The following is a 25,091-nucleotide window of genomic DNA, read 5'->3' as shown; positions in this document are numbered from 1 at the left end:
ACGACACGTATGCCCTGTATGCCCGCTTTGTATCACCGGATCGGACGGCTCGTCGGCGAAACGGTCGCGAAAGCCGGCCTCACGCGCCCGACGGCGGGAGGGCGGCATACGCCATCGCCTCGACAAACCCCGGCGTCAGTCCGACGGGAAGAGCTCGTCGGCGATGTTGCGCAGTGCCTGCGTCGAGCCGGCGGCCGGGCCGTCGATGCCGCGGGTGCGACCGCCGGCAGGCGACCTCTCGTCCCCGCCGCCGGGACCGCTGCCGGGACCGCCGCCGGTCACCTCCGGCTCCGTGAGGGAGTGGACCGCCTTCGCGAGGATCCGGCCCTTGGTCTGGGCTGCGTCCGCGCGCGAACGTTCCTGTGCTGCGGCGTCCTTCGCGGTGTCGGCGCGGTCCTTCTCGAGCGTCGCGACGTGCTTCGCCTCGTCGGCGTGCTTCTGCGCCTCCTGCGCCTCACCGCGGTGCACCTCGCGGCCGAAGAGCCAGCCGACGGCCGTGAACGCGAGGGCCTCGACACCGAGCAGCACGTAGACCGACCGGCTCCAGTCCGTCTCGGGCAGCGTGTCGTCGGCGCGGACGAAGGCGAGCAGGACGAACACGACGTAGGCGAAGACGATCGCGATGGCGGCCCAGAAGAGCCAGCGCCAGCTCGCACCGCTTGCGGAGGCGCTGGTCGGCGGCGCGGGCGCCGGCGCAGGGTCCGGCTCCGCCGGCCCGGGCTGTGCCGGACCCGGCGCGGGATCGGGCTTCGGGTCCGGCGGATCGGCCTTCGGCTTCGTGGGCATTGACGTCCCCTCTCGCGTGATGCGGTGGCCCGTCAGCGGTCAGCTGTCGGCGTTGTAGTCGAACGACGGACGGTCGGCCTCGCCCTGCCAGTACTTCTTCACCGACTCGCGCAGGTCGAGGTCGTCGGGCAGGGCCTTGACGGCCTCGGCGAGCGCGTGGCCCTGCACCGCCGACGACAGGTCGCCGACGTCGGGTGCGGTCTCCTCCTCGTCCTCGTCGAGGTCTCGGTCGGTCGGCCCGATGGTGGGGTCGCTCTCGATCGTCCGGCGGATGTTGGCCTGGATGACGTCGAGGGTGCTCGCGTCGTGGCCCGAGGCGTCGTCGCCGGCCGAGGTGACCCCGACGTGGAGGGAGGCGTCGGCGAGCAGGCTCGGCACGGCGTCCCCGAGCTCTGCCGCGAGCTCGCGCACGAGACCGGGGTGGCTCGCCTTGTCCTGCTCGGTGAGCCCGGCCGCCTCGGCGATGAGCTCACCGCGCAGACGGCGGGTCGCCGACTGCGACCCGAGGCCTCCCTGGCGCCGGACCATCCGCAGGACGCCGACGCCGGCCGTCAGCGCCGCGGACCGCGCCCCGAAGTCGGTGGCGCTCTCCCGGGCGTCGACGAAGAGCCGGGCCGCACGGTCCAGGTCGCCCGCGTCCTCCGCGACGCGGCCGCCGACGATGCACAGCTCGATGTAGTCGAGCGACAGGGGACGCTCCTCGGCGGCGCTCACCGCCGCGTCGACCTCGGCCATCGCCTCCTCGTGACGGCCGAGGGTGGCCAGCGCCTCGATGCGCAGTCGGCTGACCTCGACGAGGCGCGGCCGGCGGTCGTCGGCGGCGAGGAGGTCCCAGGCGGCGGCCGGGCGACCGGAGTCGAGCAGCGACCTGGCCTGCTTCGTGGCCTGCCGCGCCCAGGCGGTGTAGTCGGCCTCGGCGAGGTCGGCGGCGTCGACCTCGAGCCGCAGCTTGCCGGCGAGGTAGACCCGCGACGACGGCGGCAGCTCGCTCATCGCCGGCTCGAGGAACGGCCCGGCGCCGCGGTCCCAGTGGGCGTCGAGCGTCGACGAGGCCTGGCCGAGCATGAGCCGGTGGTAGAGCCCCTCGATGCGGTCGTCGGTGCCGGAGCGGGCACCGTAGAACGCGACGGCGCGGCGGTGGATCTCGGCGACCCGCTCCGGGCTCTCCGCGTCGAGCAGCGGCAGCATCTCCTGGCGGACGTCGGCGCGGTGCACGAGGACGCCGGGCCGCGACTCCGTGACGAGCGACACCTCTCCGCGCAGCATCTCGAAGAGCTCGGCCGCCCGCTCCGGCGCGAGCTCGCCGAGACCGCACGGCACCGCCAGGACGTCGCTGATGACCTCACGCGTGATCTGCCGGACGACGAGCCCCGGGTTGGCGAGCGGCCGGATCGGGCGGGCCACGTGGTCGAGAATCCGGCGGTAGAGCACGCCCTGCACCTGCTCCGCCCGGAGGTCGAAGAGCAGACGCCGTCGACCACGTTTCGTGGCGAGCACGGAGGGACCCTCGCGGCGCATGAGGTCGGCGGCGAGCCGCAGGCTCAGCGGGTTGCCCGAGACCTGCTCGACGACGGAGTCCACGAGAGCGTCGGTCACCGCGAGGTCGGCGACCGCGCGGCGCAGGAACTGCCTCGCCTGGGTGTCGTCGAGCCCCTCGAGCGGTCGGTTCTCGACCTGAAGCTCGGTCACCTCGGCCCGACCCGCGACGACGACTCGCAGCGACGGCAGCTGACGCTGGAGGCTCTGCAGCGTGCGGTTGAGCCGGCCCAGGGTCGAGCGGCGCCGCCGCTGCGCGACCTCGAACGTGTCGAGGACGACGAGCACCGGCTTGCTGCCCCAGGCGCGCCGCAGCCGCTGGCTCAGCTCCATGAGGAACGAGTCCTCGTCGACGTGCCGACGCACGGCGTCCTTGGTGCCGAGCCCACGAGAGCTCGACGTCTCGCGCTGCAGCGCCGCCTCCGCCTCGACGACGGCGACGATCTCCCGGCGCAGCTCGCCGAGCGGCCCGGCGAGGTCAGTCGACTGGAGAGCGAGCTGACGGCACACCTCGGCGATGAGCCCGATCGGGAACTCCGGGTCGAGCTCGGCCCGCTCGAAGCTGAGGTATGCGAAGGGCATCGGGGGGCGCGCGTCCGTCCCCTCGATGTGGTCGAGCACGAAGGTCGCGAGGAGGGTCGACTTGCCGACGCCGCCGGGGCCGTGGAGGGCGAGGGGGAGGCCTCCGGGTCCACCCATGACGTGGGCCTCGAGCTGGGCCAGCTCGACCTCGCGTCCGACGAAGTCCGGCGTGGACACCGCCCGCAGCGGGGTGAGGACGTTGGCGAGGTCGAGGGCCGACTGCACGTCCGCGGCGGCCGGCAGGTCGAGCCCGAGACCCTCCAGCCAGACGGCGGCCTTGAGTATGCCGGTCAGCTCGGCCGGCGCGAGCGCGCGGAGCGTCGTGTCCCCGTGGATCAGACGGACAGCCATCCGGTGGGTCACGTCGTCGGGTGCGGGGGCGACGGCCCACCGCCCGGTCGTCAGCGCGACTGCCCGGCCGGGGCCGAGTGACCTCAGGACGTCGGCGCGCACCTCGGGCCGCAGGCGCCATGCGCCCCCTCCTGACCTGGTGGTGACGAGCTCGCAGTCGGTGCCGATGAAGCCGTCGATCTCCTGGTGTCGCGGGGTCTCTCGCGTCGTACGGCCTTCGAGGGCGTCGACGGTGAAGTAGTCGAGCAAGGCGACCCGCTCGCGCAGGCGCTGCCGAGCGGGGTCCGGGGCGGCTGCGTCACTGGTGGGGCCCGTCGCGGCAGGCTCGACGTCCCTCGTCGACGAGGGCGCGGCGGCTGCCCCCGAGGCTTCCGGCGCGGTGGGCCGGGGCCTCGAGGCTGACGGTGCCGACCGTGCCGACGCCCGCTGGGCCAGCCGGGCCCGGACGTCCTCGGCCGTGACGACGGGGGTCCGCCCGGACGGGGACCCGCTCACGGGAGCGCCCCGAACACGTCGAGACAGAGGGCGAACGCGCTCGGACCGAGCTCGACCAGCAGGCGGTCAGAGATGGGACCGCCGTCGCTGACCAGCTCGTCGAAGACGGCGTCGACCGCGTCAGCGCCGGGTGAGATGCCTTGCGCCCGTGTCGCGTACGCGCGGATGAACGCCTTGACGTCGTCGTCGCCGGGGTGGCGGAGGGGCTCGACGAGGGCCTGATCCGGCTCGGAGAGGGGGTCGTCGTAGCCGAGCACGATGACGCGCACCGGCCCGAGGTCACGGACCGCGGCCGACTGCGCCAGCTCCATGACGAGCTGCAGCGCCGCGGCCGTGGCGGTCGTCCGGTCGAAGCCGTCGAAGACGAGCCAGCAGTCCTGGATGTCGCCCTTGGCGGCCACCTCTGCCACGAGCCAGTCCTTGAAGAGCCACACGACGGTCTGCGGCTGGGCGGTCGGGTCGAAGTTCGGCGCGGGCTCGCCGACGACGAAGCGTGCGACCGTGTCGGCCAGCTCACGGACGTCGATCGGGCTGCCGGCGCGGCGGGCGGCGTCGACGGGGCTGACCTTCGCCTTCGTGCCGTTCGGTGGCACGGCGTTCTCGGATACGTAGCGGATGAACTGGCGGGTGTGGGTCTTGCCGGCACCGCTGGGGCCTCTGACGAGCAGCGCCCGCCTACCGCCGGGTCCGAGCATCCGCTGCACGTGGCCGCGCAGGTCGGTGCGGTCGATGAGCGGCACGTCGTCCCAGAGGACCGCGGCGGTGAACATCGCCCCGACCGCCTCGGTGACGGCGGCCACGGCTCCGGCCACCACCGGCTGCGACTGACCCGACTGGGGCGGGATCTCGACGACCTCGTGATCGGTCGGCTCCGCCGCGAGGTCCTGGAAGATCCGGTCGGCGCCGGCGTCCTGGGAGATGGCGATGAAGAGCAGACGCAGCCGTTGCTGCTTCCACGCCGTCTCGAGCACGTCGATCCACAGCTGCGATGCCTTCTGCTCCCAGAAGATCTGGTCGCGCTGCACGCCGGCCGCCAGGGCCAGCTCCTGGATCGGCTGCTTCTCGAAGTAGCGGGACCCGAGTCGCTCCACGACGTACTGCCCGGCCGGGGTGCCGGGGTCGAACCGGTGGTCGAGGTAGCCCATGATCAGGCCGCCCCCTCCAGGACGACGCCTGCGGCCGCCAGGCCCTCGACGACGCGCTCGATGCGGACTCCCTGGTTGTAGATGCGCCGTCGGCCGCCCACGACGTCCGTCTCCCACCGGTGGTGCAGCCCGACGAGGCGCCACTGCTCGTCGAAGACCGGCGAGCCCGACGAGCCGCCCTCGGTGTCGGTGAGGTAGCCGATCCTGTCGTCGTCGACCTTGACCACGGTGTTGTGCACCATCCCGATCTGCTTCACCCGCCCGTCGGGGTGCTGGATGATGTAGACCCGGTCCGCCACCGCCGGCGTCGGTGCCCCCGCGATCTCGATCGGGCGCGCTTGTGCCGGAAGGGGACTCGCGACCTTGACGACTGCCCAGTCGTGGTCCTTGCGCCCCACGATCGTGCCCTGGTCGCAGGCGATGACCTGTGGCTCGCGGGTCGCCCCTGCGAACGACCGCTCGTAGCCGTACCAGGCCTCGACGGTCGTGGCCGGACCCTGGTCGTCGAAGAGGACGTGGTGGTTGGTGAGGAGCAGGTCGTCGGAGATGCGGAATCCCGTCCCGTTGTAACGCATCTCGTCGTTCAGCGTGACGACGAGCTTGACGACCGACGGGCTGATCTCGATGCCGCGCTGGAGGAAGGACACGTCGAGCAGGGTCGACTGGGCCCCGATCTGGCGCTCGAGCCCGTCGGGGGTGGGGTCGCTCTTCCAGGCGATCGGCTCGTCGGGAGGAGGTGCCTCGGCGCTCGGTGTCGCTGCCAGTGTGTCGGCGAGGAGCGCCTCGAGCATGGGCCGGATCGCGGCCGAGTTCGGCTCGCGGATCACCACTGCGACAAGGACCCTGAGGCGGTCCTGCTTGCGGGCGACGTCGAGCACCTCCTGCCATGCGGCGGCCGTCGGTTGCAGGAGGTTGACGTACGCCTCGGAGATGCCGGACTTGCGCAGGACCATTCGCAGGTCACCCGCCGTCGGAAAGGTCTGGATCAGCGCGGTCTCCAGCTGCTGCACCTTCGGGTCGGTGAAGTCGAGCGGGAGCGCGTCGAGGACATGGGTCATGGCGCGACCTCTGCCGGCCCGCGCAGCTGTGTGCCCATCACAACCGCCCTCCCATCCGTGGCGCCCATCCAGTCAAGCACCGGGCACGCCTCACTTCAGGCGAATCGACCGAACGGCGTACCTGTCAGACGGAGCGCGTGGGGGCGGGTCTGATACTCCGGCAGACGCCCCGGCGGCGGGGGAGCCCGGCGGAGTGACGGCATACGCCATCGGGGAGCGACGACGGGGGCCGCCCGTGGTGGGCGGCCCCCGTCGGGAGTGCGTGTGCTGGGGTCAGGCGGTGGCGCCGACGGGCTCGTCGACCTTGGCGGCCAGCGCGTCGAGGAGCGCGCCGAGCTCGCCGCGACGCTCGTCGGTGACGTCGAGCTCACCGGCGGGGGAGACGTCCTGGGTGAAGACGAGGCCCGTCGAGCCGACGACGTCGGCCTTGACGTGCTGGAGGACCTTCGTGAGGTCGGCGGTGGCGTCACTCGCGCCGCTCCAGCCGTAGCCGACGAGGGCGATGGGCTTGGCGTCCCACTCGGCGAAGAGGTAGTCGATGGCGTTCTTGATCGGCGCCGGGAAGCTGCGGTTGTACTGCGGCGTCACGACGACGATCGCGTCGGACTCGAAGACCTTGGAGGCCCAGTCCTTCGTGTGCGGCTTGGCGTAGTTGCCGTTGCGCGGCATGTCCTCCTCGTCGAAGAAGGGCAGCGACGACAGGTCGAGCAGCTCGACCTCCCACTCGCTCGCGGGTGCCTGGGCGGCCACCCACTCGGCGACCTTCGGGCCGATGCGGCCGGGGCGGGTGGAGGACACGACGATACGAAGTTGCTTCACGGTTCAACCAACTATCACGGGTCGTCGGGCATTCCTGACGCCCCGGTGCTGCGGCTGTGACCCATGCCACAGGGCCGGTCGGTGGTCCTGTGGGTCGGAGTGCGGCGATTGAACGTCGGGAATGCACGATATTTCAGACTTGCGATAAACAAATGGGAAAAGAAACGCATTGTCATGAATTGCACTTGCGACTAAAGGTCGACAATTCCCAAACCGATCTCGCACGCCTTTAGTAGCTGCATTCTTTGCTTATGAGAAACCTTCGAGTTGCGAGCCTGTCGCTCTTCGCGACGCTGGCCCTGGTGGGGCCCGCCGTGGCCGCGACCGCGGCCGTGCCCACGCCACCCGCGACGGTCACGGACCTGCCGACCGTCTACGTGACGCTGACCGACCTGCCCGCGAAGGACTCCCTGAGTTTCATCCATGCCAACAAGGACGTTCCCGTCGCCAGCCAGGTCGACGTCGCCGACGGCACGACCACCCAGACGCTCGCGTGCACGACACTGCCCACGGACGTCGCGCCCCTCGGCGTCGGCTGCCCGACCATCAAGGGCCACGGCAACTTCACCTGGACCCTCGACAAGAAGTCCTACCAGCTGAAGTTCGACAAGAAGACCGCGATCCTGGGCATGCTGCCGGGCAAGACGTGGATCCTCATCGCCAACCGGGCCGACCCGTCACTCATGCGCAACAAGGCGACGCTCGAGCTCGCCCGCCAGTTCGGCATGGTCGCCACCCCGGAGTCGCGGTTCGTCGACCTCGTCGTCAATGGCCAGGATCTCGGCAGCTACCTGCTGACCGACAAGGTGACCGTCACGAAGTTCGACCCGACCAAGCCGGACAGCCACGTCGCGCTGACGAGCCCCCAGGGCGTCCTCGTCGAGATGGACAGCCACTTCGGCGCCGCCGAACCGATCCACTTCACGACGGCCAGGAGCAGGTCGATCTTCACGCTCAAGGACTCCTATGTCGGGTTCAAGAACGACCCGGGAGTGGTGCTCGATGCCGACACCCAGGCCGGGTGGGACGACGTCCAGAGCACGATCAACACCCTCGAGGGGCTCCTCTACGCACGGAATCCGGACTGGACCAAGATCAGCGCCCTCATCGACGTCGACTCGTTCGTCAAGTACTACTTCGTCTCGGAGTTCGTCGAGAACCCTGACGTCGCGTTGTCCAGCGTCTTCTTCTACAAGGACGGCCCGACCGACAAGCTGCACGCCGGACCGGTCTGGGACTACGACATCTCCCTCGGCAACTACGCCACCACCAACCGCGGCGGCAACCCCACCGAGGACTACGTCAAGAACGAGCTCCTGACGATCAAGGGCAACGGCCCCTTCGACTGGTGGACGCAGCTCTTCCGCAACCAGGCGTTCGCGGCGCAGGCCAACGCGACGTACGCGACGCTGAAGCCCTTCGTCAACGACGTGCCCTCCACGATCGACGGTTACCAGACGCAGCTGCTGCAGTCGGCCGCCCACAACTTCGTCGTCTGGCCCAACATCCTCGGCCAGACCTCGGTGATCGCCTTCAACGGCGGGCACTCGCCGATCACGTCGACCTGGGCCGCCGAGGTGGCGCTGCTCCGCTCGTGGGCTGCGCAGCGCGCCTCGTACCTCGCCCATGCCTACGGTGCGAACGTGCCGGTCCTGCGCTACTCCGCCCACGTGCAGAACATCGGCTGGCAGCCCACCGTGTCGACCGGTCAGATGACCGGGACGACGGGTCGGTCCCTGCGCGCCGAGGCGATCAAGATCACCGACACCAACACGACCACGACCGGGTCCGTCGTCGGCAACGCTCACGTGCAGAACATCGGCTGGATGGGCTACCAGGCTCCCGGCGCCGTCATCGGCACGGTGGGGCGGTCGCTCCGCATGGAGGCGATCCAGCTGAAGCTCACGGGCAACCTCGCGACGCGCTACACCATCAGCTATCGCGTCCACGTGCAGAACATCGGCTGGATGGGCTGGGTGTCCAACGGCGCGACGGCGGGCACGACCGGGCGCTCGCTGCGCCTCGAGGCGCTGCAGATCCGCATCGTCAGGAAGTGACGGTCACCACGACCGGACGTCCGGACCCAGGGCGTCCAGGGTCCGGCTTCGGGCGGGAGGCGGAACCGCGTCAGAGCAGGCGCTTGACTCCCGGCACGCGTCGCAGGAGCAGGACGATGACGTACGTCAACGCGAGCACGGCCGCGATGCGCATGAGCAGGACCACCGTGCTCCCCGCCGTGTGCTCGCCACCGATGACGGGCCACTCGAAGACCCACAACAGGATCGTGAGGTGGAGCGCGAAGACTCCCATCGTCGCGTCACCGAGGGTTCGCGCCAGCGAGCTCATCCGGGGCGAGGCGAGACGGTGCAGCGGTCCGTCGCGCCGGATCACTCCTTGGAAGAGGAGAAACAGCGCCGCCGAGTAGACCATCGCCGTGATGCTGTAGTACCAGGCCGGGCTCATCGTCTCGAGCCACTCCGGTGCGTCGGGGTTGCGCCACTGCCACGGCATGAGTGCTCCCAGCGCGACAACCACGACGAGCGACCCGGCCAGCGCTCGGCCTCGCAGGACGACGCCGCGCAGCGCCCAGCCGAGCAGGAAGTAGCCGAGGTAGGGGACCCACCACGTCCAGGCCGTCTCGACGAACACGTCGGGGGTGTCGCGCCACTGCGCCGTCGCCTGGCTCACGGCTGTCATCAGGCACCCGAGCGTGCCCACGACCAGCATCTGGTTGCGCGTCGCCTGTGCCACGAAGGGAATGAGGAACGGTGTGAGCACCGCCAGGCCGAGCACGATCCAGAAGAAGTAGAGGGCGCCGTAGAGCTTGCCGCTCAGTGCCTGGGCCGCGGCGTCGCTCAGCCCCAGGTCCTGGTCGAGGAGGAGCACGCGCACGAGGAAGTACCAGGCGTGCCAGAAGACGATGGCCGGCAGGAGCCGGAGGGCGCGCTTGCGGAGGAACTCACGCGGCCCCTGGTAGCGGGCAGGGTCGAGCAGCAGGGCGCCGCTCAGCATGACGAACACCGGGACCGCGAAGACCCCCAGGACGTCGAGGTAGATGGCCGTGGTGCCACGCAGCGTGCCCCGGGCCCCGGGCTCCAGCGCGTTGTAGCCAACAGTGTGGATCGTGACCACTGCGGCGATGGCCACGAACCGCAGCCATGAGATCCACGCCAGGTCCGGTCGGGGACGCGCCTGCGTCGCGTGCGTCTGGACGCTGGTGCGTGCATCCTCGACGACCGCGTGAACGCTCTGACCCGAATCTCCGACGAGGACGGCGACGTCTGGGCGCGACGGGTCGACGAGCTCGGGCCGGCCCCCGTGTGCAGAGGTGCTCATCAGCACGTCCGCAGGTCGACGTGTGCGCGGCATGCACGGGGGACGGGCTGTGGGTGAGTGGGGCGCACGGGACTCCATGGACGAGGTGCTGTGTGGGGGTGGGGGCTCGAACCCGGCGCAGCGGCGGACGACCGGGCCCTGGTGTGGCGCGCCGGGTACAGCCGGGGGGCCACGCCACCGCAGGGTACAGGCACACGGCCTCTCGGGCCTCTTCACGCCGACGCCGCCCACTCCCGCAGGTGCGCGGGAGTGGGCGGCATCGGCATCGGGTTGGGCGCCGGTGATCGATGGGTTAGTCGGAGGAGACCGTCGACATACCGGTCTTGATGAGCTCCATCACCGAGCTGTCGGCGAGCGTCGTGACGTCGCCGACCTCGCGACCCTCGGCCACGTCACGCAGGAGCCGCCGCATGATCTTGCCGGAGCGGGTCTTGGGCAGCTCGCTGACGATCATGATCGAGCGCGGCTTCGCGATCGGGCCGATCTCCTTGGCCACGTGGTTGCGCAGCTCCTGAACGAGGTCCTTGCCCTCGCCCACCTCGTCGGCCTCCTCGACGAACTCCTGGCGCAGGATGACGAACGCGCACACGGCCTGGCCCGTCGTCTCGTCGTTGGCGCCGACCACCGCGGCCTCGGCGACCTTCGGGTGCGACACGAGGGCCGACTCGATCTCGGCCGTCGAGAGGCGGTGGCCGGAGACGTTCATGACGTCGTCGACGCGGCCGAGCAGCCAGATGTTGCCGTCGGCGTCGTACTTCGCGCCGTCGCCGGCGAAGTAGTACTTCTCGCCGAACCGCGACCAGTACGTCTCCTTGTAGCGCTCCGGGTCGCCCCAGATGCCGCGCAGCATCGACGGCCACGGCTTCGTCAGCACGAGGTAGCCGACCTGCTCGGGCGTCGTGAACGGCTTGCCCTCGTCGTCGAGGATCTCGGCGCTGATGCCGGGGATCGGCTTCTGCGCCGAGCCGGGCTCGAGGGTCGTGACGCCGGGCAGCGGGCTGATCATGATGGCGCCGGTCTCGGTCTGCCACCACGTGTCGACGATCGGGGCGCGTCCCCCGCCGATGTGCTTGTGGTACCAGAGCCACGCCTCGGGGTTGATCGGCTCGCCGACCGACCCGAGCAGCCGCAGCGAGCTCATGTCGAACTTCGCCGGGATGTCGGCGCCCCACTTCATGAAGGTGCGCACGGCCGTCGGAGCCGTGTAGAGGATCGTGACCTTGTAGTCCTGCACGATCTCCCACCAGCGCCCCTGGTGCGGCGTGTCAGGGGTGCCTTCGTACATCACCTGCGTGACGCCGTTGGTGAGCGGCCCGTAGACGATGTAGGAGTGACCGGTGACCCAGCCGATGTCGGCGGTGCACCAGTAGACGTCGGTGTCGCGGTGGACGTCGTGGACGACGGCGTTCGTGTAGGCCGCCTGCGTCAGGTAGCCGCCGGTCGTGTGGAAGATGCCCTTCGGCTTCCCGGTCGTGCCCGACGTGTAGAGGATGAAGAGCGGGTGCTCGGCCTCGAAGGGCTGCGCCTCATGGGTCGGCGCGGCCTTCTCGAGGGCCTCGTGCCACCAGACGTCGCGGTCGTTCCACGCGGTGTCCTGGCCGGTGCGCTTGACGACTAGCACGTGCTCGACCGACGTGTCGTCGTGGTCGAGAGCCGCGTCGACCGCGGGCTTGAGGGCCGACGGGGCGCCGCGGCGGTAGCCGCCGTCGGACGTGATGACGACCTTCGCCTTGGCGTCGTCGATGCGCGAGTGCAGGGCCTCGGCCGAGAAGCCGCCGAAGACGACGGAGTGCGGGGCGCCGAGTCGGGCACAGGCAAGCATCGCGACCGCGGCCTCGGGGATCATCGGCAGGTAGATCGCGACGGTGTCGCCCTTGCCGACGCCGAGGTCGGCGAGGGCGTTGGCCGCGCGCTGCACCTCGGCGTGGAGGTCGGCGTACGTGATGTCGCGGGTGTCGCCCTCGGGCTCACCGACGAAGTGGATCGCGACCTTGTCGCCCCGCCCCGCCTCGACGTGGCGGTCGACGGCGTTGACGCACGCGTTGAGCTCGCCGTCGGCGAACCACTTCGCGAAGGGCGGGTTGCTCCAGTCGAGCGACTGCGTGAACGGCGTGCTCCACGTCAGGTAGGTGCGGGCCTGCTCGGCCCAGAAGCCGTCGTGGTCATCGGCCGCCTGGTCGTAGAGGTCGGCCGTGCCGTTCGCCTGCGCGGCGAACTCGGGCGGCGGCGGGAAGGTCAGTCCCTCATGGACGAGGTTCTCGAGCGGCTCTTCGCTCACTGGTGTCACCCTTTCGCATCGACGATGGTGCGGTCGCGCCGCCCGCGCACGTGTCGGCGGGGTCGACGTGGTTGATGCACAACTCAAACGCAGGCTAGTTCGCGCTTCAAGGGCGGAGTGAGCCGGGTCTCATCGCTACCGACGAGTAGCCCGCCGAGCGGTCCGAGTCCGAGGACGAGCGGTCGGGCCCATGGGCACCCGCGGGGGGACCACGGCATACGCCATCCGGCCCCAACGCTTCACCTGAGGTTCTCCGCGTGGTGGGCTGCGGCGGCCGCGGAGTCACAAATGTGGACGACATGGACACGACTCACCAGCTGCCCTCTCGCCGAACCCTTCTCCGTGGTGGCCTCGCCACCGGGACCGTCGCCCTCGCCGGGGCCGGCGTCGTCCTCGACAGCCGTCCCAGCGCGGCGGCCGTCGTCCCGGCCGCCAACCCCTTCACCCTCGGCGTCGCCAGCGGCGACCCCGAGCCCGACGGCTTCGTCCTCTGGACGCGCCTCGCCCTCGACCCGCTCGCCGCCGACGGACTCGGTGGTATGCCGTGCGCGACCTACCAGCTGAACTGGCAGGTCGCGTCGGACGACCGATTCGCCGACGTCGTCAAGGCGGGATCGGTTGCGGCACAGCCCGGTTGGGCCCACTCCGTGCACGTCGAGGTCCACGGCCTCCGACCGGGCCGGGAGTACTTCTACCGCTTCCGTCTGGGCAAGCACCTCTCCGAGCCCGGTCGGGCGGTCACCGCGCCGAACCCGTGGGAGACCCCGTCGGCGCTCGCCATGGCGTTCGTCTCGTGCTCGAACTTCCCCGCGGGCTACTTCACGGCCTACGGGCGCCTCGCGGAGGAGCGGCCGGACGTCATCCTGCACCTCGGCGACTACCAGTACGAGGGCGGCGGCAACGGCGTCGGCCGCAACCATGCCGGCCCGGAGACGACGACGCTCGCCGGCTACCGGCAGCGCTACGCGCAGTACAAGAGCGACCCCGACCTCCAGGCTGCGCACGCCGCTGCGCCGTGGCTCGCCGTCTGGGACGACCACGAGGTCGACAACAACTACGCCGGGGACGTCCCCGAGAAGGTCGCCGAGACGCCGACGTTCCTCCAGCGCCGGGCCGCGGCCTACCGCGCGTACTACGAGAACATGCCGCTGCGCCGCTCGTCGGTGCCGGACGGCCCGAACCTCGACCTCTACCGCCGCGTCCGGTGGGGTCGGCTCGCGAACTTCCACATGCTCGACACGCGCCAGTACCGCTCCGACCAGGCCTGCGGCGACGGCTACAAGGACTGTCCCGCGGCGGACGACCCGACGCGCTCGCTGCCCGGGATGGAGCAGGAGCAGTGGCTGCTCGACGGCTTCCGGCAGTCGGAGGCGCGGTGGGACCTGCTCGGCCAGCAGGTCTTCTTCGGGCAGCGCGACAACGACGCGACGGCGCGGACGACCGTGTCGATGGACGCGTGGGACGGCTACCGCGCGTCGCGTCGGCGGGTCACCCAGGGCTGGCTCGATGCCGGCGTGCGCAACCCCGTCGTGCTGACCGGCGACGTGCACGCCCACTGGGCCTCGGACCTCTACCTCGACTGGGACCAGCCCGGCGAGGTCGTCGGATCGGAGCTCATCACGAGCTCGATCACGTCGGGCGGCAACGGCTACGACAGCCCGACCGGCCAGCACCCGTGGGCCACGTGGAACCCCAACCTGCGCTTCTGGACCAACCTGCGCGGCTACGTCTCGACGACGATCACCCCGTCCGAGCTGACGGCGCGCTTCCGGTGCGTGCCGGTCGTGACGACACCCGGCGCGGAGGCGTTCACCCGCGCGGAGTTCGTCATCGACGACGGCATCCGCGGCTTGCGGCAGACCGCCGACCACCCGCTGCCGACGACGACCCTGCGGCGCTCGACCCCGAGTCAGGAGCAGATCGTCGCCGACACGATCCGCGAGGAGACCCACGGCAGCGCCTGAGCGCCCACCCCGTCGGGTGGCCCGTCAGGTGGCCCCGCCGCCACACCCGGCGCCTCACCCAGGTCGGGAGCGGTCCCGGCCCGTGCCGGGACCGTACCCGCTCAGGACTTGTTCCGCGGCACGTAGACGACGAGCCGCTCGGGGAACCCGGACCCGAAGGCGCCGAGCACGATGAGCAGGTCGGCGTGCGCACCGGGGAGGGTGATGAGGCCACCGGCCGCCGCGAAGTAGAAGGTCAGCGCCGCCACCGAGCCGATCAGGGCGTGCACGACGGCGGTGGTCAGCGACCCGAGGTGCGACGGAGGCTGGGCCCGCGGGCGGGCGCACAGGCGCTGCATCGCGCTCGTCACGGCGCCGATGGTCCCGGCGACGGCCGCCGACGAGGCGAGCCACGGCGTGTCGAGCGCGGGCGACCGGGTGCTCAGGTGGGCCCAGATGAGCCAGCCGGCGACGGCGAGCAGCCCGAGGAGGATCACCGACAGCCAGATGCGCTGGGCCGTGTTGGCCTCCATCGCGGTGTAGCGGCTGCTGTTGAGGTCGTTGCGGATCCGCCGCGCCTCGCGCAGGTACTCCCGGTCCGCCCGAAGGTCCGACGGTGTCGCCCGGCGGGCGGGAGGCTCCGCACCCGGGTCATTGGCACCCGTCGCCGCCGTGCCCGTGGAGCCCGTGGAGCCCGCGGTGCCCGTAGGGCCCGTAGGTCCGGCCGACATCCGGCGCAACAGGTCGAGCGCGGCCTCACGCCACCAGCCGGCTTCCTCGTCGAGCGCGATCTCGCACCGGAGGCTGTGCCGGGCGGCCTCGAGCTGGTGACGCCCGAGGAACGAGACCTCGAGCTCCTCGGCCCGGCTGACCAGGGCCCACCCCTTGCCGGCGTCGTGCTGCTCGCGCGCGACGGCTGCCTTGTCGAGGAGCAGGAGCACCTCGTCCTGCGGGTCCGGGCGGTCCCGGGCGTCGTCCCGGCCCTCCCACGCCTCGGAGGCCCGCCAGGGCTGTCCCGCCAAGCGCGCCCGGACGCTCTCGATCTGCCAGTCCAACCGGGCGAGCTCACGGTCGCGCCCGGTCACGTGGTCCTGCACCCAGAGCAGGGCCGGGCGCCACGACGACCCGCGCTGCGCGGCAGGCGTCACCGCCAGTCCCACCGACGCCTGTGCCATGTCGGTCCTCCCAGATGGTCCCCGCGGAGGCGGCCGGTGCCGCCTTCCATCGGGACAGACGGCCCGGCGCGACCGGGTGATACGCCGGTCCGCTGCGACCGGCCCGAGGGCTCGGCTGCCGCGCCCGAACGCGGCGCCGCCGACGTGTCGCTGCCCATCCGATCGGCGGTCCTGCGACGAAGATGGGGTGTGACCGACCGGACCTATCGCCTCGTCATCCGCGCTGCCCTCGGCGTCTTCGCGGCGCTCGGGCTGCGCATCGACGTACGGGGCGCCGAGCACCTGCCGCGCGAGGGTGGCGCGGTGCTCGCCGCCAACCACGTGGGCTTCCTCGACTTCCTGTTCGTCGGCCTCGTCGGACGACAGCGGGGTCGCTTCGTCCGCTTCCTCGCCAAGCAGGGCGTCTTCACACCACCGGTCGTCGGCGCCGCGATGCGGGCGATGGGGCACGTGGCCGTCGATCGCGCACACGGTGAGGTCTCGCTGCGCCACGCCGTCGCGAGGGCCCGGGCCGGTGAGGTCGTCGGTCTCTTCCCCGAGGCGACGATCTCGCACTCGTGGCAGCTGCGGCCGTTTCGTCCCGGCGCGGCCGCGGTCGCGACGTGGTGCCAGGTGCCGCTCATCCCGGTGGCCGTCTGGGGCAGCCAGCGGATCCTCACCGTGGGTGGTCGGTTCAGCCTCCGCCGGGGCACGGCCGTCACGATCGTCGTGGGCGAGCCGCTGAGTCCCGCGCCCGACGCCGAGCCGTATGCCGTCTCGGAGCAGCTGCGGGACCGCCTGCAGGTCGTGCTCACCGAGGCGATGGACGCCTATCCCGACCAGCCGAAGGACGACGCCGACCGCTGGTGGATCCCCGCCTCCCGCGGGGGCACGGCGCCGGGCCCCGAGGAGGGTCTGCGCCTCGACGAGGAGGGTATGCGCCAGGCGGACCTCGCAGCCGAGGCGCGGATCCAGCGCTCCCGCAAGCGCGCCCGCCTGCGTCGCATCCGGCGCAGTCGAGTCACGACGGGTGGCGCTCAGGCGCCCCCGTCGATCCGTGAGAGCGCCTCGTAGTCCGCTCGGTCCTTGGCCTCGTCGTGCTCGTCGTCGACGCGGGGCCGCCTCTTGTCGCGAACCATGATCTCGAGAGCCGGGACCCGCGCCGTGACCCCGTCGAGTGTCTGCCGTGCGTCCCCGAACGGCTGCTCGGACCACACGGCGGCCTCGGGCTCGAACGGGATGACGACCCTCCCGCCCTCGTCGACCACGAAGGTCAGCTCGAGCAGCACCCCGGCACGCACGTAGCGCGTGCCCACGACCTCGTCCTCGAACGGCGTGTGCAGCCAACCGTTTCCGACGAGGGCAGCGTGCAGCGCGGAGCCGTCGTCGCGCCGGACGGCCAGGTCGACGTCGTCATGTGGACGCGTGACGCGGCCCACCCAGAAGTCGACACCCCAACCCCCGAAGAGCCAGTGCTGCACACCGGCACCGTCGAGGAGCCGGCCCACATCGGCGATCGCCGCGAGCTGCTCCTGCGGTGTCGCGCCGGCGAGATCGCCCGGCTGCGTGTCGTTCTCCATGGCTCAGGCTAGGGCCGTCGGGGCCGGGCACGCGATGTGGTTTCGCGGGTCTCAGTAGCTCATCCCCATCACCGCCCGCACGGTCGCCAGCGTCCGCTCGGCCACCTCGTTGGCGCGCGCGTTCCCCTCGTGGAGCACCGAGGTGACGTATGCCGGGTCGCGGGCGAGGTCGGCCCGCCGCGCCCGGTGCCCGGCAAGGGACTCGTTGACCGCATCGGTGACGACGCGCTTGAGGGCCTGGGCGCCGCCGTCGCCGACCCGCTCGGCCACCGCCTCCGGTGCCTCGTCGAGGAACAGTCCCGCGATCGTCAGCAGGTTCGCCACGGCAGGACGGCCCTTGGGGTCGAACGTGATCCGTCGCTCCGAGTCGGTCCGCGCGGCCCGCACCCGGGCGGCCGTCTCGTCGGCGCTGTCGCGCAGGTTGATGACGTTGCCCTTGCTCTTGCTCATCTTCGTGCCGTCCGTCCCGAGCAGCAGTGGGACCTCGCTGAGCAGGGCCTCGGGCTCGGCGAAGACGCTGTGCCCCGCGGCATACCTCTGGTTGAAACGGCGCGCGATGGCTCGGGTCTGCTCGAGGTGCGGCAGCTGGTCCCGGCCGACCGGCACGATCCGGCTGTGGCAGAAGAGGATGTCGGCTGCCTGGTGCACCGGGTAGGTGAGCAGCAGGCCCGACAGCGGCCGTCCGTCGGACAGGGCGAGCTCGTCCTTGACCGTCGGGTTGCGGCGCAGCTCCGCGTCGGTGACGAGGGACAGGAACGGCAGCATGAGCTGGTTGAGGGCCGGCACCGCGCTGTGGGTGAAGATCGTCGTCCGAGCCGGGTCGAGGCCGGCGGCGAGGTAGTCGAGCACGAGCCCCTGGACGTTGGCACCGATCTCGCCGACCGAGTCGCGGTCGGTGATGACCTGGTAGTCGGCGATGACGACGAACGTCTCGACCCCCTTCTCCTGCAGTCGGACCCGGTTGCGCAGGCTCGCCAGGTAGTGGCCGATGTGAAGCGGACCGGTGGGACGGTCGCCGGTCAGCATCCGGAAACGTGCGGCGTCCTCGGCGTCCTCGGCGTCCTTGGCGGCATCGGTGGCGTGCTCGTCGATGAGCGCGTCGAGGACGGCGCTGCGCTCCAGGGCCACGGCATACGTCGCCCTCTCGTCGGCGTCGCCGGGGGCAGGCGGTGTGGCGGAGCGGGTCGTGCTGCTGGTGATGGTGCTGGTCATGGTCTCTCCTGGTGTGGTGGGTGGCCCACGGGAGAGACCTCGCCGCACGTCGTGGACATGCGAGGAGCCGCCCGTGGGCGGCTCCGGATCTCGGGTTGGTTCGACGGGCCGCCTCAGCTGGGCAGCCACCACGCGCGGGTCGGTGCGACGGTCGAACTCATGTCAGTCAGGATACGCGAGGAGCACGCGCTCGGCGATCAGGGTGACCCACGGGCTCGGCGCACCCACCCGCTCGTTGGGCACGTGGGTCAGGCCGGGGTAGGCGCGGCTCGGTGTCCAGCGGCCGTCGGCCCGGCGCCGAGCGTGGATGATCGACAGCGACTCGTCCATCCGCTCGTCGCGCGGGATGCCTGCAGCTGCAAGGGAATCCAGGCCACGAAGGATGTCGTAGTGCCACCGGGCCGGGTAGTGCAGACCCGTGAACTCGGCACGGATCACCTCGCCGGTGCGCTCGCTGCGCAGGAGCCGGTGACGCAGGAGGAACTCGGCGGCCGACGACCGGGCCCGCTCCAGCTCGTCGGCGCGGTAGGCGGCCCCGGCGCTGAGGTAGGCGGTGATGCCCTCGATGACGCACACGGTCGTGTGCACGGACGAGTGCGTGACTCGAACACCAGGACGGTTGTGCCGACAGTTGAAGCCCCCGTCCGCCACGACCTCGCGCAGCAGCAGGTCGACGACGCTGCGCAGCTCGTCCTCGGACGCGCCGAACCAGCTCGCGTAGCCCAACGCCATGCCGTTGATGCAGGCATCGCTCGGCTTGGCGGGCGGCGACGGGCTGACGCCGCCGTCGTCGGCCTTGCAGCCGTCGAGGATGAGCCCCACCGTCTCCCGGGCCTCCGCGTTCTGCGGGGCCAGGCCGATCTGCCCGAGCTGGAGCAGCGTGTAGTGGCTCGACGTCCACTTCGGCCGGTAGAACCCTCGACCCCAGTGCCCGTCGGGTGCCCGCGCGGCGAGCAGCGCTGCGCCGACACCCTCCGTGGCGATGCGGGCCTGGAGGCCCGGGTCCTCGCGCCCGAGCAGGTCGCGCGTCGTGACGTAGGCCGCGGCCACGTCGCCGGCGAGCAGCCAGTCGATGACGGGGGGAGTGGCCACCGTCTCATCGTGACAGGCAGGGTCGGCCCCTCGACAGATCTAGGCTGACAGGCGTGCCAGACCCGATCCCGAGCCGCCCGACCTCGAGCCTCCCCACCTCGAGCCGCCCGACCCCGGGCGCGACCCCCTCGAGCACGACCTCCAGCCCGTCCTCCCAGCAGAGCGTGCTGCTCGACCAGCTCGCGGCGCTGACCGACCTGCCCGACGTGCGCGCCCGCGCCGACGCAGCCCGGGACGCCTGCACGAGGCTCCGCTTCCACGAGGCCCTGCGCCGACGCATCCCGGAGGCATCGGCCGAGTCCCGGGTGCGGGGTGCCCAGGCGAGTGCGGCCCTCGACGGTGCCGAGTTCCCCGTCGAGGTCGTGCGCGAGCTGATGAGCGGCGCGCGCGACTGGCCCGACGACCTCGACCCCGGTCTGCGCACCCTCAAGGGCGCCGTCTCGGCCACGGCAGAGAGCGAGCGCGTCGTCGCGCTCGTGCGTACCGCGCCCCTCCAGGCGCTGGCTCGGCTCCACGTCGCCGCCGCGTCGCCGGTCGTGAGCGGTGACGCCCTCGGCCGTCCGCGCATCGGTGACGAGGGATGCACCGAGCTCGTCGACCTCGGGCCGGCCCCGCCACCGACCGTCGTCGCCGCACGCCTCGCCTCGCTCTCCGACGTCGTCGTCGCCGCGGCCGGCAGCAACCGCGTCCCGGCGTCCGTCGTGGCGGCCCTCGTGCACGCCGAGATCGCCGCGATCCGCCCTTTCGTCCACGGCAACGGGCTCGTGGCCCGGGCCATGGAGCGCGCGCTCGTCCAGGCCCTGGGGCTCGACCCGACCGGAGTCGCCGTCCCCGAAGCCGGCCACGTGGCGAACGGTGGGCCGGCCTACCTCGGTGCGCTCACGGCATACGCCCAGGGTGGCGCCGCAGGCGTCGGCCTCTGGCTCGCCCAGGCAGGAGAAGCGATGGTCCGCGGGGCCGCGGAGGGGGAGCGGATCAGCGACGCGGTGCGGGCGGGACGACTCACCTGAGTCATCTGAGCCCTGGCTGACAGGCCGGGAGCGGCGATTCGTGCGGGATGTCCACCGGGGTGGACAGTTTCTTGCCGCCGCGGCGACGAGGGGGGTGTCGCCACGCCGACGGCGTGGAGTAGAACGGAGTCAGGAACCACATCGCCGAGAGGCGTAGATCCGGATCCACGCAGAACAGATGTCTCGAGAAGAGGCCGAGTACCCACGCGAGAGCAGTTCCCTTGGAACAGTCCACCCCCGGGCGCACAACCGGGGCGACACTATCGAGAATGCACGCCTGGTAGCCCGGAGCTTCTCTGGAGGCCCTCCGACCGTTGGTCGGGGGGCCTCCGCCTTGTGTGGGAAGATCTGTCGGCGCCTTCGGAGTTGAACGTTTCTGTCGTGTCGTGACAAATCGCGAGAAATCACCGCGTGTCGTGACTTCTCGGTTTGCAATCCGAAGGACTAGCGTCCAGCATTGTTGGTGGTGCTCCCCTCATGGGTCGAGCACCGACGCGATCTGGCCCCTCCCCCCCGGTGCCAGTCTCGTGAGGTGGCCTTCGTCTTCCCCCGGACGAAGGCCACCACTATTTTCCGGGCCGGTTGCCTTCGGGCGCGTGCGGCTGGGTCGGCTTGTCCACATCCCCTCGGGCGCAGGGCCGGGTATCCACCGGCTTGCGTATGCCGCTGGGCCGGCTCCGTCCCGTGCGTGACGGTGGGCGCATGGGAAACGTCATCGCCTTCGTGCCGGCCTCTGGTGGGGTCGGGTCCTCGACCCTCGCGGCTGCGGTCGCCGTGCGCGCCGCCGCGGCCGGGCGCTCGGTCGTGGCCGTCGACCTCGACCGCGTCTCAGGGTCTCTCGACGTCGTCTTCGGCCTCGAGCAGGAGCCGGGGTGGCGCTGGCCGGAGCTGGCCGACGTGGCGGGCGTCGTGGACGGGCTAGGGCTCGCCGACGAGCTCCCGGTCTCGTGCGGGGTGCCCGTGCTCTCGGGGAGCGGCGGCTCCGGGTGGGTGGGTCCGCTCGACGACACCGACGACGGGTGGGCGCAGAGCCTGCCCGACGTCGTGGCCGGCCTGGCCGACGCGCACGACCTGACGGTTCTCGACCTGTCCCGAGACCCGTCCGTGCTGGCCCGCGTCGGGCTGCTCGTCGACGCGGTCGTCGTCGTGTCCGGCACCCAGGTGCCGCAGCTCGCGGCCACTGCCTCCGTCGTGTCCGGCGTGCGCGGCCTGCTCCGCGGTCTGCGTGACGCCGGGCGGGCGTGGGAGGCCCAGCCCCTCCTGCCGATCGAGCCGTGGGTCGTCCTGCGCGGTGCCCACACCGAGCCCGACCTCGAGGACCTCGTCATGGACGGCCTCGACGTGCCGCTCGTGGCCACGGTCGGCGACGACCGGCGCCTCGTCTCCGAGGTGGCCGAAGGACTGCCGCCGGGCGCTCGGGGACGCGGCGAAGTCGTGCGTGCCGCTGACGAGCTGCTGCTGCGGCTCACCGACCAGGCGGTCGCCGCATGAGCGTCCAGCCACGGCCCGGCGGCTCGCTCACGCCGGCGGTGTGGCAGCGCGTCCGCGACGGCATCGGTCCCGACGGCGCGGCGGTGGCCGAGGTGGCCACCCAGGAGCGTGGTGCGCTCGGAGCCCACCGTGTCGCCGAGACCCGGTCGGCGCTGGCCTCGCGGGTGCTCGGCGCCGGACCGCTCGACCCCTGGCTCGCCGAGCCGGGCGTCACCGACATCGCCGTCAACGGCGACGGACGCATCTGGGTCGACCGTGGGCACGGCATGGAGTGGGTGGGCGAGCGGCTCGATTCCGACGACGCCCGAGGTCTTGCCGTTCGCCTGGCCGGCATCGCGGGGCGCCGCCTCGACGAGGCCAGTCCCTGGGTCGACGGGCAGCTCCCGTCCGGCGCTCGGCTCCACGCGATGCTGCCGCCGCTCGTCGACGGTGGCCCGCACATCACGATCCGGGTGCCGCCCGGGGAGCCGGTCTCCCTGACCGAGCTCTGCGGWCGCGCGATGATGCCCCCGGAGTGGGAGCCCGTGCTGCGCGCCGTGGTCGCCCGGCGGCTCGCGTTCGTCGTCTCGGGCGGCACGGGAGCCGGCAAGACCACCCTCCTGGCGGCACTGCTCGGCTGCAGCGACCCGGTGGAGCGGCTGCTCGTCGTCGAGGACGTGCGCGAGCTGACGGTCGACCACCCTCACCTCGTCCGGCTCGAGGCCCGACCGGCCAACGTCGAGGGCGCCGGCGAGGTCACGTTGACGACGCTCGTGCGGCAGGCGCTGCGCATGCGCCCCGACCGGATCGTCGTCGGCGAGGTCCGGGGGGCCGAGGTGCGGGAGCTGCTGGCCGCGCTCAACACCGGCCACGAGGGCGGGTGCGGCACGGTCCACGCCAACGCCCCGGCCGACGTCGTGGCCCGGTTCGAGGCGCTCGGTGCCCTGGCGAGCTTGGGGCCCGATGCGGTCCGGGCCCAGCTGGCGGCTGCCATCGACGTCGTCGTGCACGTGACGCGCGACCACGGAGGGCGGCGCGTCGCCTCGGTGGCGGCGCTCTTCCGTCGCGACGGCAACCCCTGCATCGTGCCCGCGCTCGAGTGGGACGGCCCCGGTCACGAGCCCCGATGCGGTCCGGCGTGGCCGGCGCTCGCCGGCCGGCTCGGGCTGGAGTCGGAGCTCGTTCGGCCGACCGTGATGGCGCCCCCGGCTCTGACCTCGACCCCGCAGACGGCATCGGCCCCGCCGCCGGACCCGGTCTCGCGGCCAACGGCATCGGCCCCGCCGCCGGACCCGGTCTCGCGGCCAACGGCCCCGGCCGCGCCACCGATCCCGGCCTCGGCCGCGGAGGCGTCGTGAACGCCGGTGCCGTCGGGGCGCTGGCCGCGCTCCTGCTCGGTCTGGCCGTGCTCCTGTGGCCGAGCGGGGTGTCCGCTCGGGCGACCGCGGTCGACCTCTGGGGAGGTGAGTCTCCCGGAGGTGAGGCGGGCGCCCGGCTCTCCGGTGGCTTGGCCGGCGGGCACGGTGGTGGGCCCGGGCGGCACGCCGCACTCGGCTCGGCAACCGACGGGTTCGCAGCCGGCCAGGGTGGAGCAAGCCTGTGGCGTCAGGACCCGGTCGACCTCTACCGGCGCTGGCGACTTCGCCGACGGCCGGGAGCGCTCGTCGACGACGTCCTCGACCTGCTGCGCGGCATCGGTCCGGCCCTCGGGGCGGGCCTGACGCCGAGCCGCGCCATCGAGCTCGCGGCCACCTCGACGCTCGGTGCCGAGCGGGTCCAGCTGGCCCGACAGGCCCATGCCCGACAGGACCATGCCCGACAGGACCAACGGTCCCGCGCGCGCAACAGCCGGCACGCGGCCTCCCTCTCGGCTCCCGGCCGACCGTGGTCGTCCGGCGGCACCGCACGCGGCGATGACCGGCCGGCCGCCGACATCGACCGGCTCGTCGGCAGCCTTCTCCACGCGAGCCACCGCGCCGAGCCGACCTCGCCGGTCTGGGCCGAATGGGCGGCCCGCAGCGCATCCGCTGAGCTGGCACTCGTCGCGGCTGCCTGGCGCCTGTCCGAGAACACCGGCGCCCCGCTCGCCTCCGCGGTCGACCGTGCGGTGGGTGGGCTCCTCGACGCTCGCACCCGTCGGGGCAAGGTCGCGGTCGCCGTGGCCGGGCCTCGGGCCACGGTCACCGTCCTTACCCTCCTGCCGCTGACGGGCCCGATCTTCGGGCTGGCCTGCGGCATCGACCCGGCGACGCTCTACCTCGGGTCTCCGATCGCGACGGTGTCCGTCGTGGCCGGGGTGCTTCTCGTCTGGGTCGGTCGGGTCTGGTGCTCCCGGATGGTCCGTCGGGCGGTGCGGCCATGAGCGCACTCGTCGTTGCTCCTGCCGCCGATCCTGGCGTCGTCGAGGCGATCGCCGAAGCCGTTGCCCTCACCGACGTGGTCCTCGGCGGGCGTCTTCTCGGAGTCATGGCAGCCGGCCTCGCTGCCGGTGCGGTGCTCGTCCTGCTCGGCGGTCGCGGTCACCCGGTCGTCGGCGCCGGCCACGAGACGCCGAGCATCGCCGTCGGGTCGAGTCCGACAGACCCGGCCCGCTCGACAGATCCCACCGGTTCGACCAAGGCAAGCCGCCCGACCGGTTCGACCCACCCGACCGGTTCGACCCACGGCATCGGCTCGATGGACCGCTCCCCAGCCGCGCACCGTGGCGGCGCTGTGCCGCCCCCGTCCGGCAGCACGAAGGACGACGGGAGGCGGGCCACCGACGCCGAGGTGTCCTCTGCCCTCGCTCTGCTCGCCCTGGCGTACCGGTCGGGCCTGCCCACGTGGGACGTGCTCGAGGCGGTGGCCACCGGGCTGCCCGGGCGCGCGTCAACGGACCTGCGGCAGGTCGCGGCTGCCCTGAGGTGGGGAGCGACGGAGGCCGATGCCTGGGCCTCCGTCGGGCCCACGTGGTCGCCGGCCGCACGCGCGGTGGCCATCGCCCACCAGGCAGGCGTGCCGCCCGGAGCGATGTTGCTCGCTGCCTCGGACGACCTGCACTCCGCTGAGCTCGAACGCCTCGAGGTCTCGGCGGCCAAGGTCGGCGTCCGCCTCGTCGCCCCGCTCGGCCTCGTGCTGCTCCCGGCGTTCTGCCTGACCACGGTGGCGCCGCTCGTCATCGCCCTCGCGGGCGACCTGCTGGCGGTCTGACGTGGCACCGAGCACCCCTCCCCCAGGGGACCCAGCGTCCCGGGCACCCCGCCCG

19 protein-coding genes are annotated in these 25,091 nt (G+C 72.1%); 8 read left to right on the top strand and 11 right to left on the bottom strand.

Going from position 1 to position 25,091, the window contains the following annotated elements; translation table 11 throughout:
- Nucleotides 1-135: 135 nt before the first annotated feature.
- From ASH01_RS07850 to ASH01_RS07830, 5 genes are all read right to left on the bottom strand, one after another.
- Entirely contained in the window at nucleotides 136-786 is a 651-nt protein-coding gene (locus tag ASH01_RS07850) for a hypothetical protein (RefSeq protein WP_056773906.1), read from the bottom strand.
- A 39-nt stretch (nucleotides 787-825) separates the two neighbouring features.
- Entirely contained in the window at nucleotides 826-3,750 is a 2,925-nt protein-coding gene (locus tag ASH01_RS07845) for an AAA family ATPase (RefSeq protein WP_056773903.1), read from the bottom strand.
- Nucleotides 3,747-4,895, bottom strand: a complete 1,149-nt coding sequence (locus tag ASH01_RS07840) for a hypothetical protein (RefSeq protein ID WP_056773900.1) — start codon at nucleotides 4,893-4,895, stop codon at nucleotides 3,747-3,749. The genes ASH01_RS07845 and ASH01_RS07840 overlap by 4 nt, the downstream gene beginning before the upstream one ends.
- A gap of 2 nt (nucleotides 4,896-4,897) precedes the next feature.
- Nucleotides 4,898-5,953: a trypsin-like peptidase domain-containing protein gene (locus ASH01_RS07835; RefSeq protein WP_056773897.1), complete on the bottom strand. Its 1,056-nt coding sequence runs from the start codon at nucleotides 5,951-5,953 to the stop codon at nucleotides 4,898-4,900.
- Between the two features lie 273 nt (nucleotides 5,954-6,226).
- A complete protein-coding gene (locus tag ASH01_RS07830; protein ID WP_235509569.1) occupies nucleotides 6,227-6,772 on the bottom strand; it encodes an NADPH-dependent FMN reductase in 546 nt (181 codons plus the stop codon).
- A 251-nt stretch (nucleotides 6,773-7,023) separates the two neighbouring features.
- Between ASH01_RS07830 and ASH01_RS07825 the strand changes: the two genes are divergently transcribed.
- On the top strand, nucleotides 7,024-8,829 hold the full coding sequence (locus ASH01_RS07825) for a CotH kinase family protein (protein WP_082619599.1): 1,806 nt from the start codon (nucleotides 7,024-7,026) through the stop codon (nucleotides 8,827-8,829).
- Nucleotides 8,830-8,899: 70 nt separating this feature from the next.
- Here the strand turns inward: ASH01_RS07825 and ASH01_RS07820 are convergent, their stop codons facing one another.
- Nucleotides 8,900-10,108, bottom strand: a complete 1,209-nt coding sequence (locus tag ASH01_RS07820) for an acyltransferase (protein ID WP_162263870.1) — start codon at nucleotides 10,106-10,108, stop codon at nucleotides 8,900-8,902.
- A gap of 292 nt (nucleotides 10,109-10,400) precedes the next feature.
- Entirely contained in the window at nucleotides 10,401-12,386 is a 1,986-nt protein-coding gene (gene acs, locus ASH01_RS07815; protein ID WP_056773887.1) for an acetate--CoA ligase, read from the bottom strand.
- A 299-nt stretch (nucleotides 12,387-12,685) separates the two neighbouring features.
- On the opposite strand from acs, the gene ASH01_RS07810 reads away from it, so the two are divergent.
- On the top strand, nucleotides 12,686-14,350 hold the full coding sequence (locus tag ASH01_RS07810; RefSeq protein ID WP_056773883.1) for an alkaline phosphatase D family protein: 1,665 nt from the start codon (nucleotides 12,686-12,688) through the stop codon (nucleotides 14,348-14,350).
- 101 nt (nucleotides 14,351-14,451) lie between these two features.
- Here the strand turns inward: ASH01_RS07810 and ASH01_RS07805 are convergent, their stop codons facing one another.
- Nucleotides 14,452-15,504, bottom strand: a complete 1,053-nt coding sequence (locus ASH01_RS07805; RefSeq protein ID WP_056773880.1) for a hypothetical protein — start codon at nucleotides 15,502-15,504, stop codon at nucleotides 14,452-14,454.
- 189 nt (nucleotides 15,505-15,693) lie between these two features.
- On the opposite strand from ASH01_RS07805, the gene ASH01_RS07800 reads away from it, so the two are divergent.
- Nucleotides 15,694-16,557, top strand: a complete 864-nt coding sequence (locus tag ASH01_RS07800; protein WP_082619597.1) for a lysophospholipid acyltransferase family protein — start codon at nucleotides 15,694-15,696, stop codon at nucleotides 16,555-16,557.
- Here ASH01_RS07800 and ASH01_RS07795 read toward each other — a convergent pair.
- The 3 genes from ASH01_RS07795 to ASH01_RS07785 form a co-directional block, all read right to left on the bottom strand.
- Nucleotides 16,521-17,063 carry a nucleotidyltransferase domain-containing protein gene (locus tag ASH01_RS07795; protein ID WP_056773878.1) on the bottom strand — a complete coding sequence of 181 codons (543 nt, stop codon included), beginning with the start codon at nucleotides 17,061-17,063 and terminating at the stop codon, nucleotides 16,521-16,523. The two genes, ASH01_RS07800 and ASH01_RS07795, sit on opposite strands and share 37 nt — an antisense overlap.
- A 51-nt stretch (nucleotides 17,064-17,114) precedes the next feature.
- Nucleotides 17,115-18,275, bottom strand: coding sequence for a tryptophan--tRNA ligase (gene trpS, locus ASH01_RS07790; protein ID WP_082619596.1), 1,161 nt, complete (start codon nucleotides 18,273-18,275; stop codon nucleotides 17,115-17,117).
- 162 nt (nucleotides 18,276-18,437) lie between these two features.
- Nucleotides 18,438-19,367 carry a hypothetical protein gene (locus ASH01_RS07785; protein ID WP_056773874.1) on the bottom strand — a complete coding sequence of 310 codons (930 nt, stop codon included), beginning with the start codon at nucleotides 19,365-19,367 and terminating at the stop codon, nucleotides 18,438-18,440.
- Nucleotides 19,368-19,420: 53 nt separating this feature from the next.
- Between ASH01_RS07785 and ASH01_RS07780 the strand changes: the two genes are divergently transcribed.
- The 5 genes from ASH01_RS07780 to ASH01_RS07760 all read left to right on the top strand — a co-directional run bounded on the left by ASH01_RS07780 (nucleotide 19,421) and on the right by ASH01_RS07760 (nucleotide 25,036).
- Nucleotides 19,421-20,377: a Fic family protein gene (locus tag ASH01_RS07780; protein WP_082619595.1), complete on the top strand. Its 957-nt coding sequence runs from the start codon at nucleotides 19,421-19,423 to the stop codon at nucleotides 20,375-20,377.
- Nucleotides 20,378-21,079: 702 nt separating this feature from the next.
- Nucleotides 21,080-21,868 (top strand): hypothetical protein, encoded by a 789-nt coding sequence (locus ASH01_RS07775; protein ID WP_056773871.1) that lies wholly within the window; start codon nucleotides 21,080-21,082, stop codon nucleotides 21,866-21,868.
- Nucleotides 21,865-23,205: a TadA family conjugal transfer-associated ATPase gene (locus ASH01_RS07770; RefSeq protein ID WP_082619594.1), complete on the top strand. Its 1,341-nt coding sequence runs from the start codon at nucleotides 21,865-21,867 to the stop codon at nucleotides 23,203-23,205. The genes ASH01_RS07775 and ASH01_RS07770 overlap by 4 nt, the downstream gene beginning before the upstream one ends.
- Entirely contained in the window at nucleotides 23,202-24,209 is a 1,008-nt protein-coding gene (locus ASH01_RS07765; RefSeq protein WP_056773867.1) for a type II secretion system F family protein, read from the top strand. Before ASH01_RS07770 ends, ASH01_RS07765 begins: the two co-directional genes overlap by 4 nt.
- A complete protein-coding gene (locus ASH01_RS07760) occupies nucleotides 24,206-25,036 on the top strand; it encodes a type II secretion system F family protein (protein WP_156415492.1) in 831 nt (276 codons plus the stop codon). Before ASH01_RS07765 ends, ASH01_RS07760 begins: the two co-directional genes overlap by 4 nt.
- The last annotated feature ends 55 nt before the right edge of the window (nucleotides 25,037-25,091 follow it).

Origin of the sequence: Terrabacter sp. Soil811 (genome assembly GCF_001429655.1) — a bacterium.
Classification (GTDB): Bacteria; Actinomycetota; Actinomycetes; order Actinomycetales; family Dermatophilaceae; genus Terrabacter.
The sequence above is the reverse complement of the archived record's forward strand: the minus strand, read 5'-3'. Positions and strand labels throughout refer to the sequence as shown.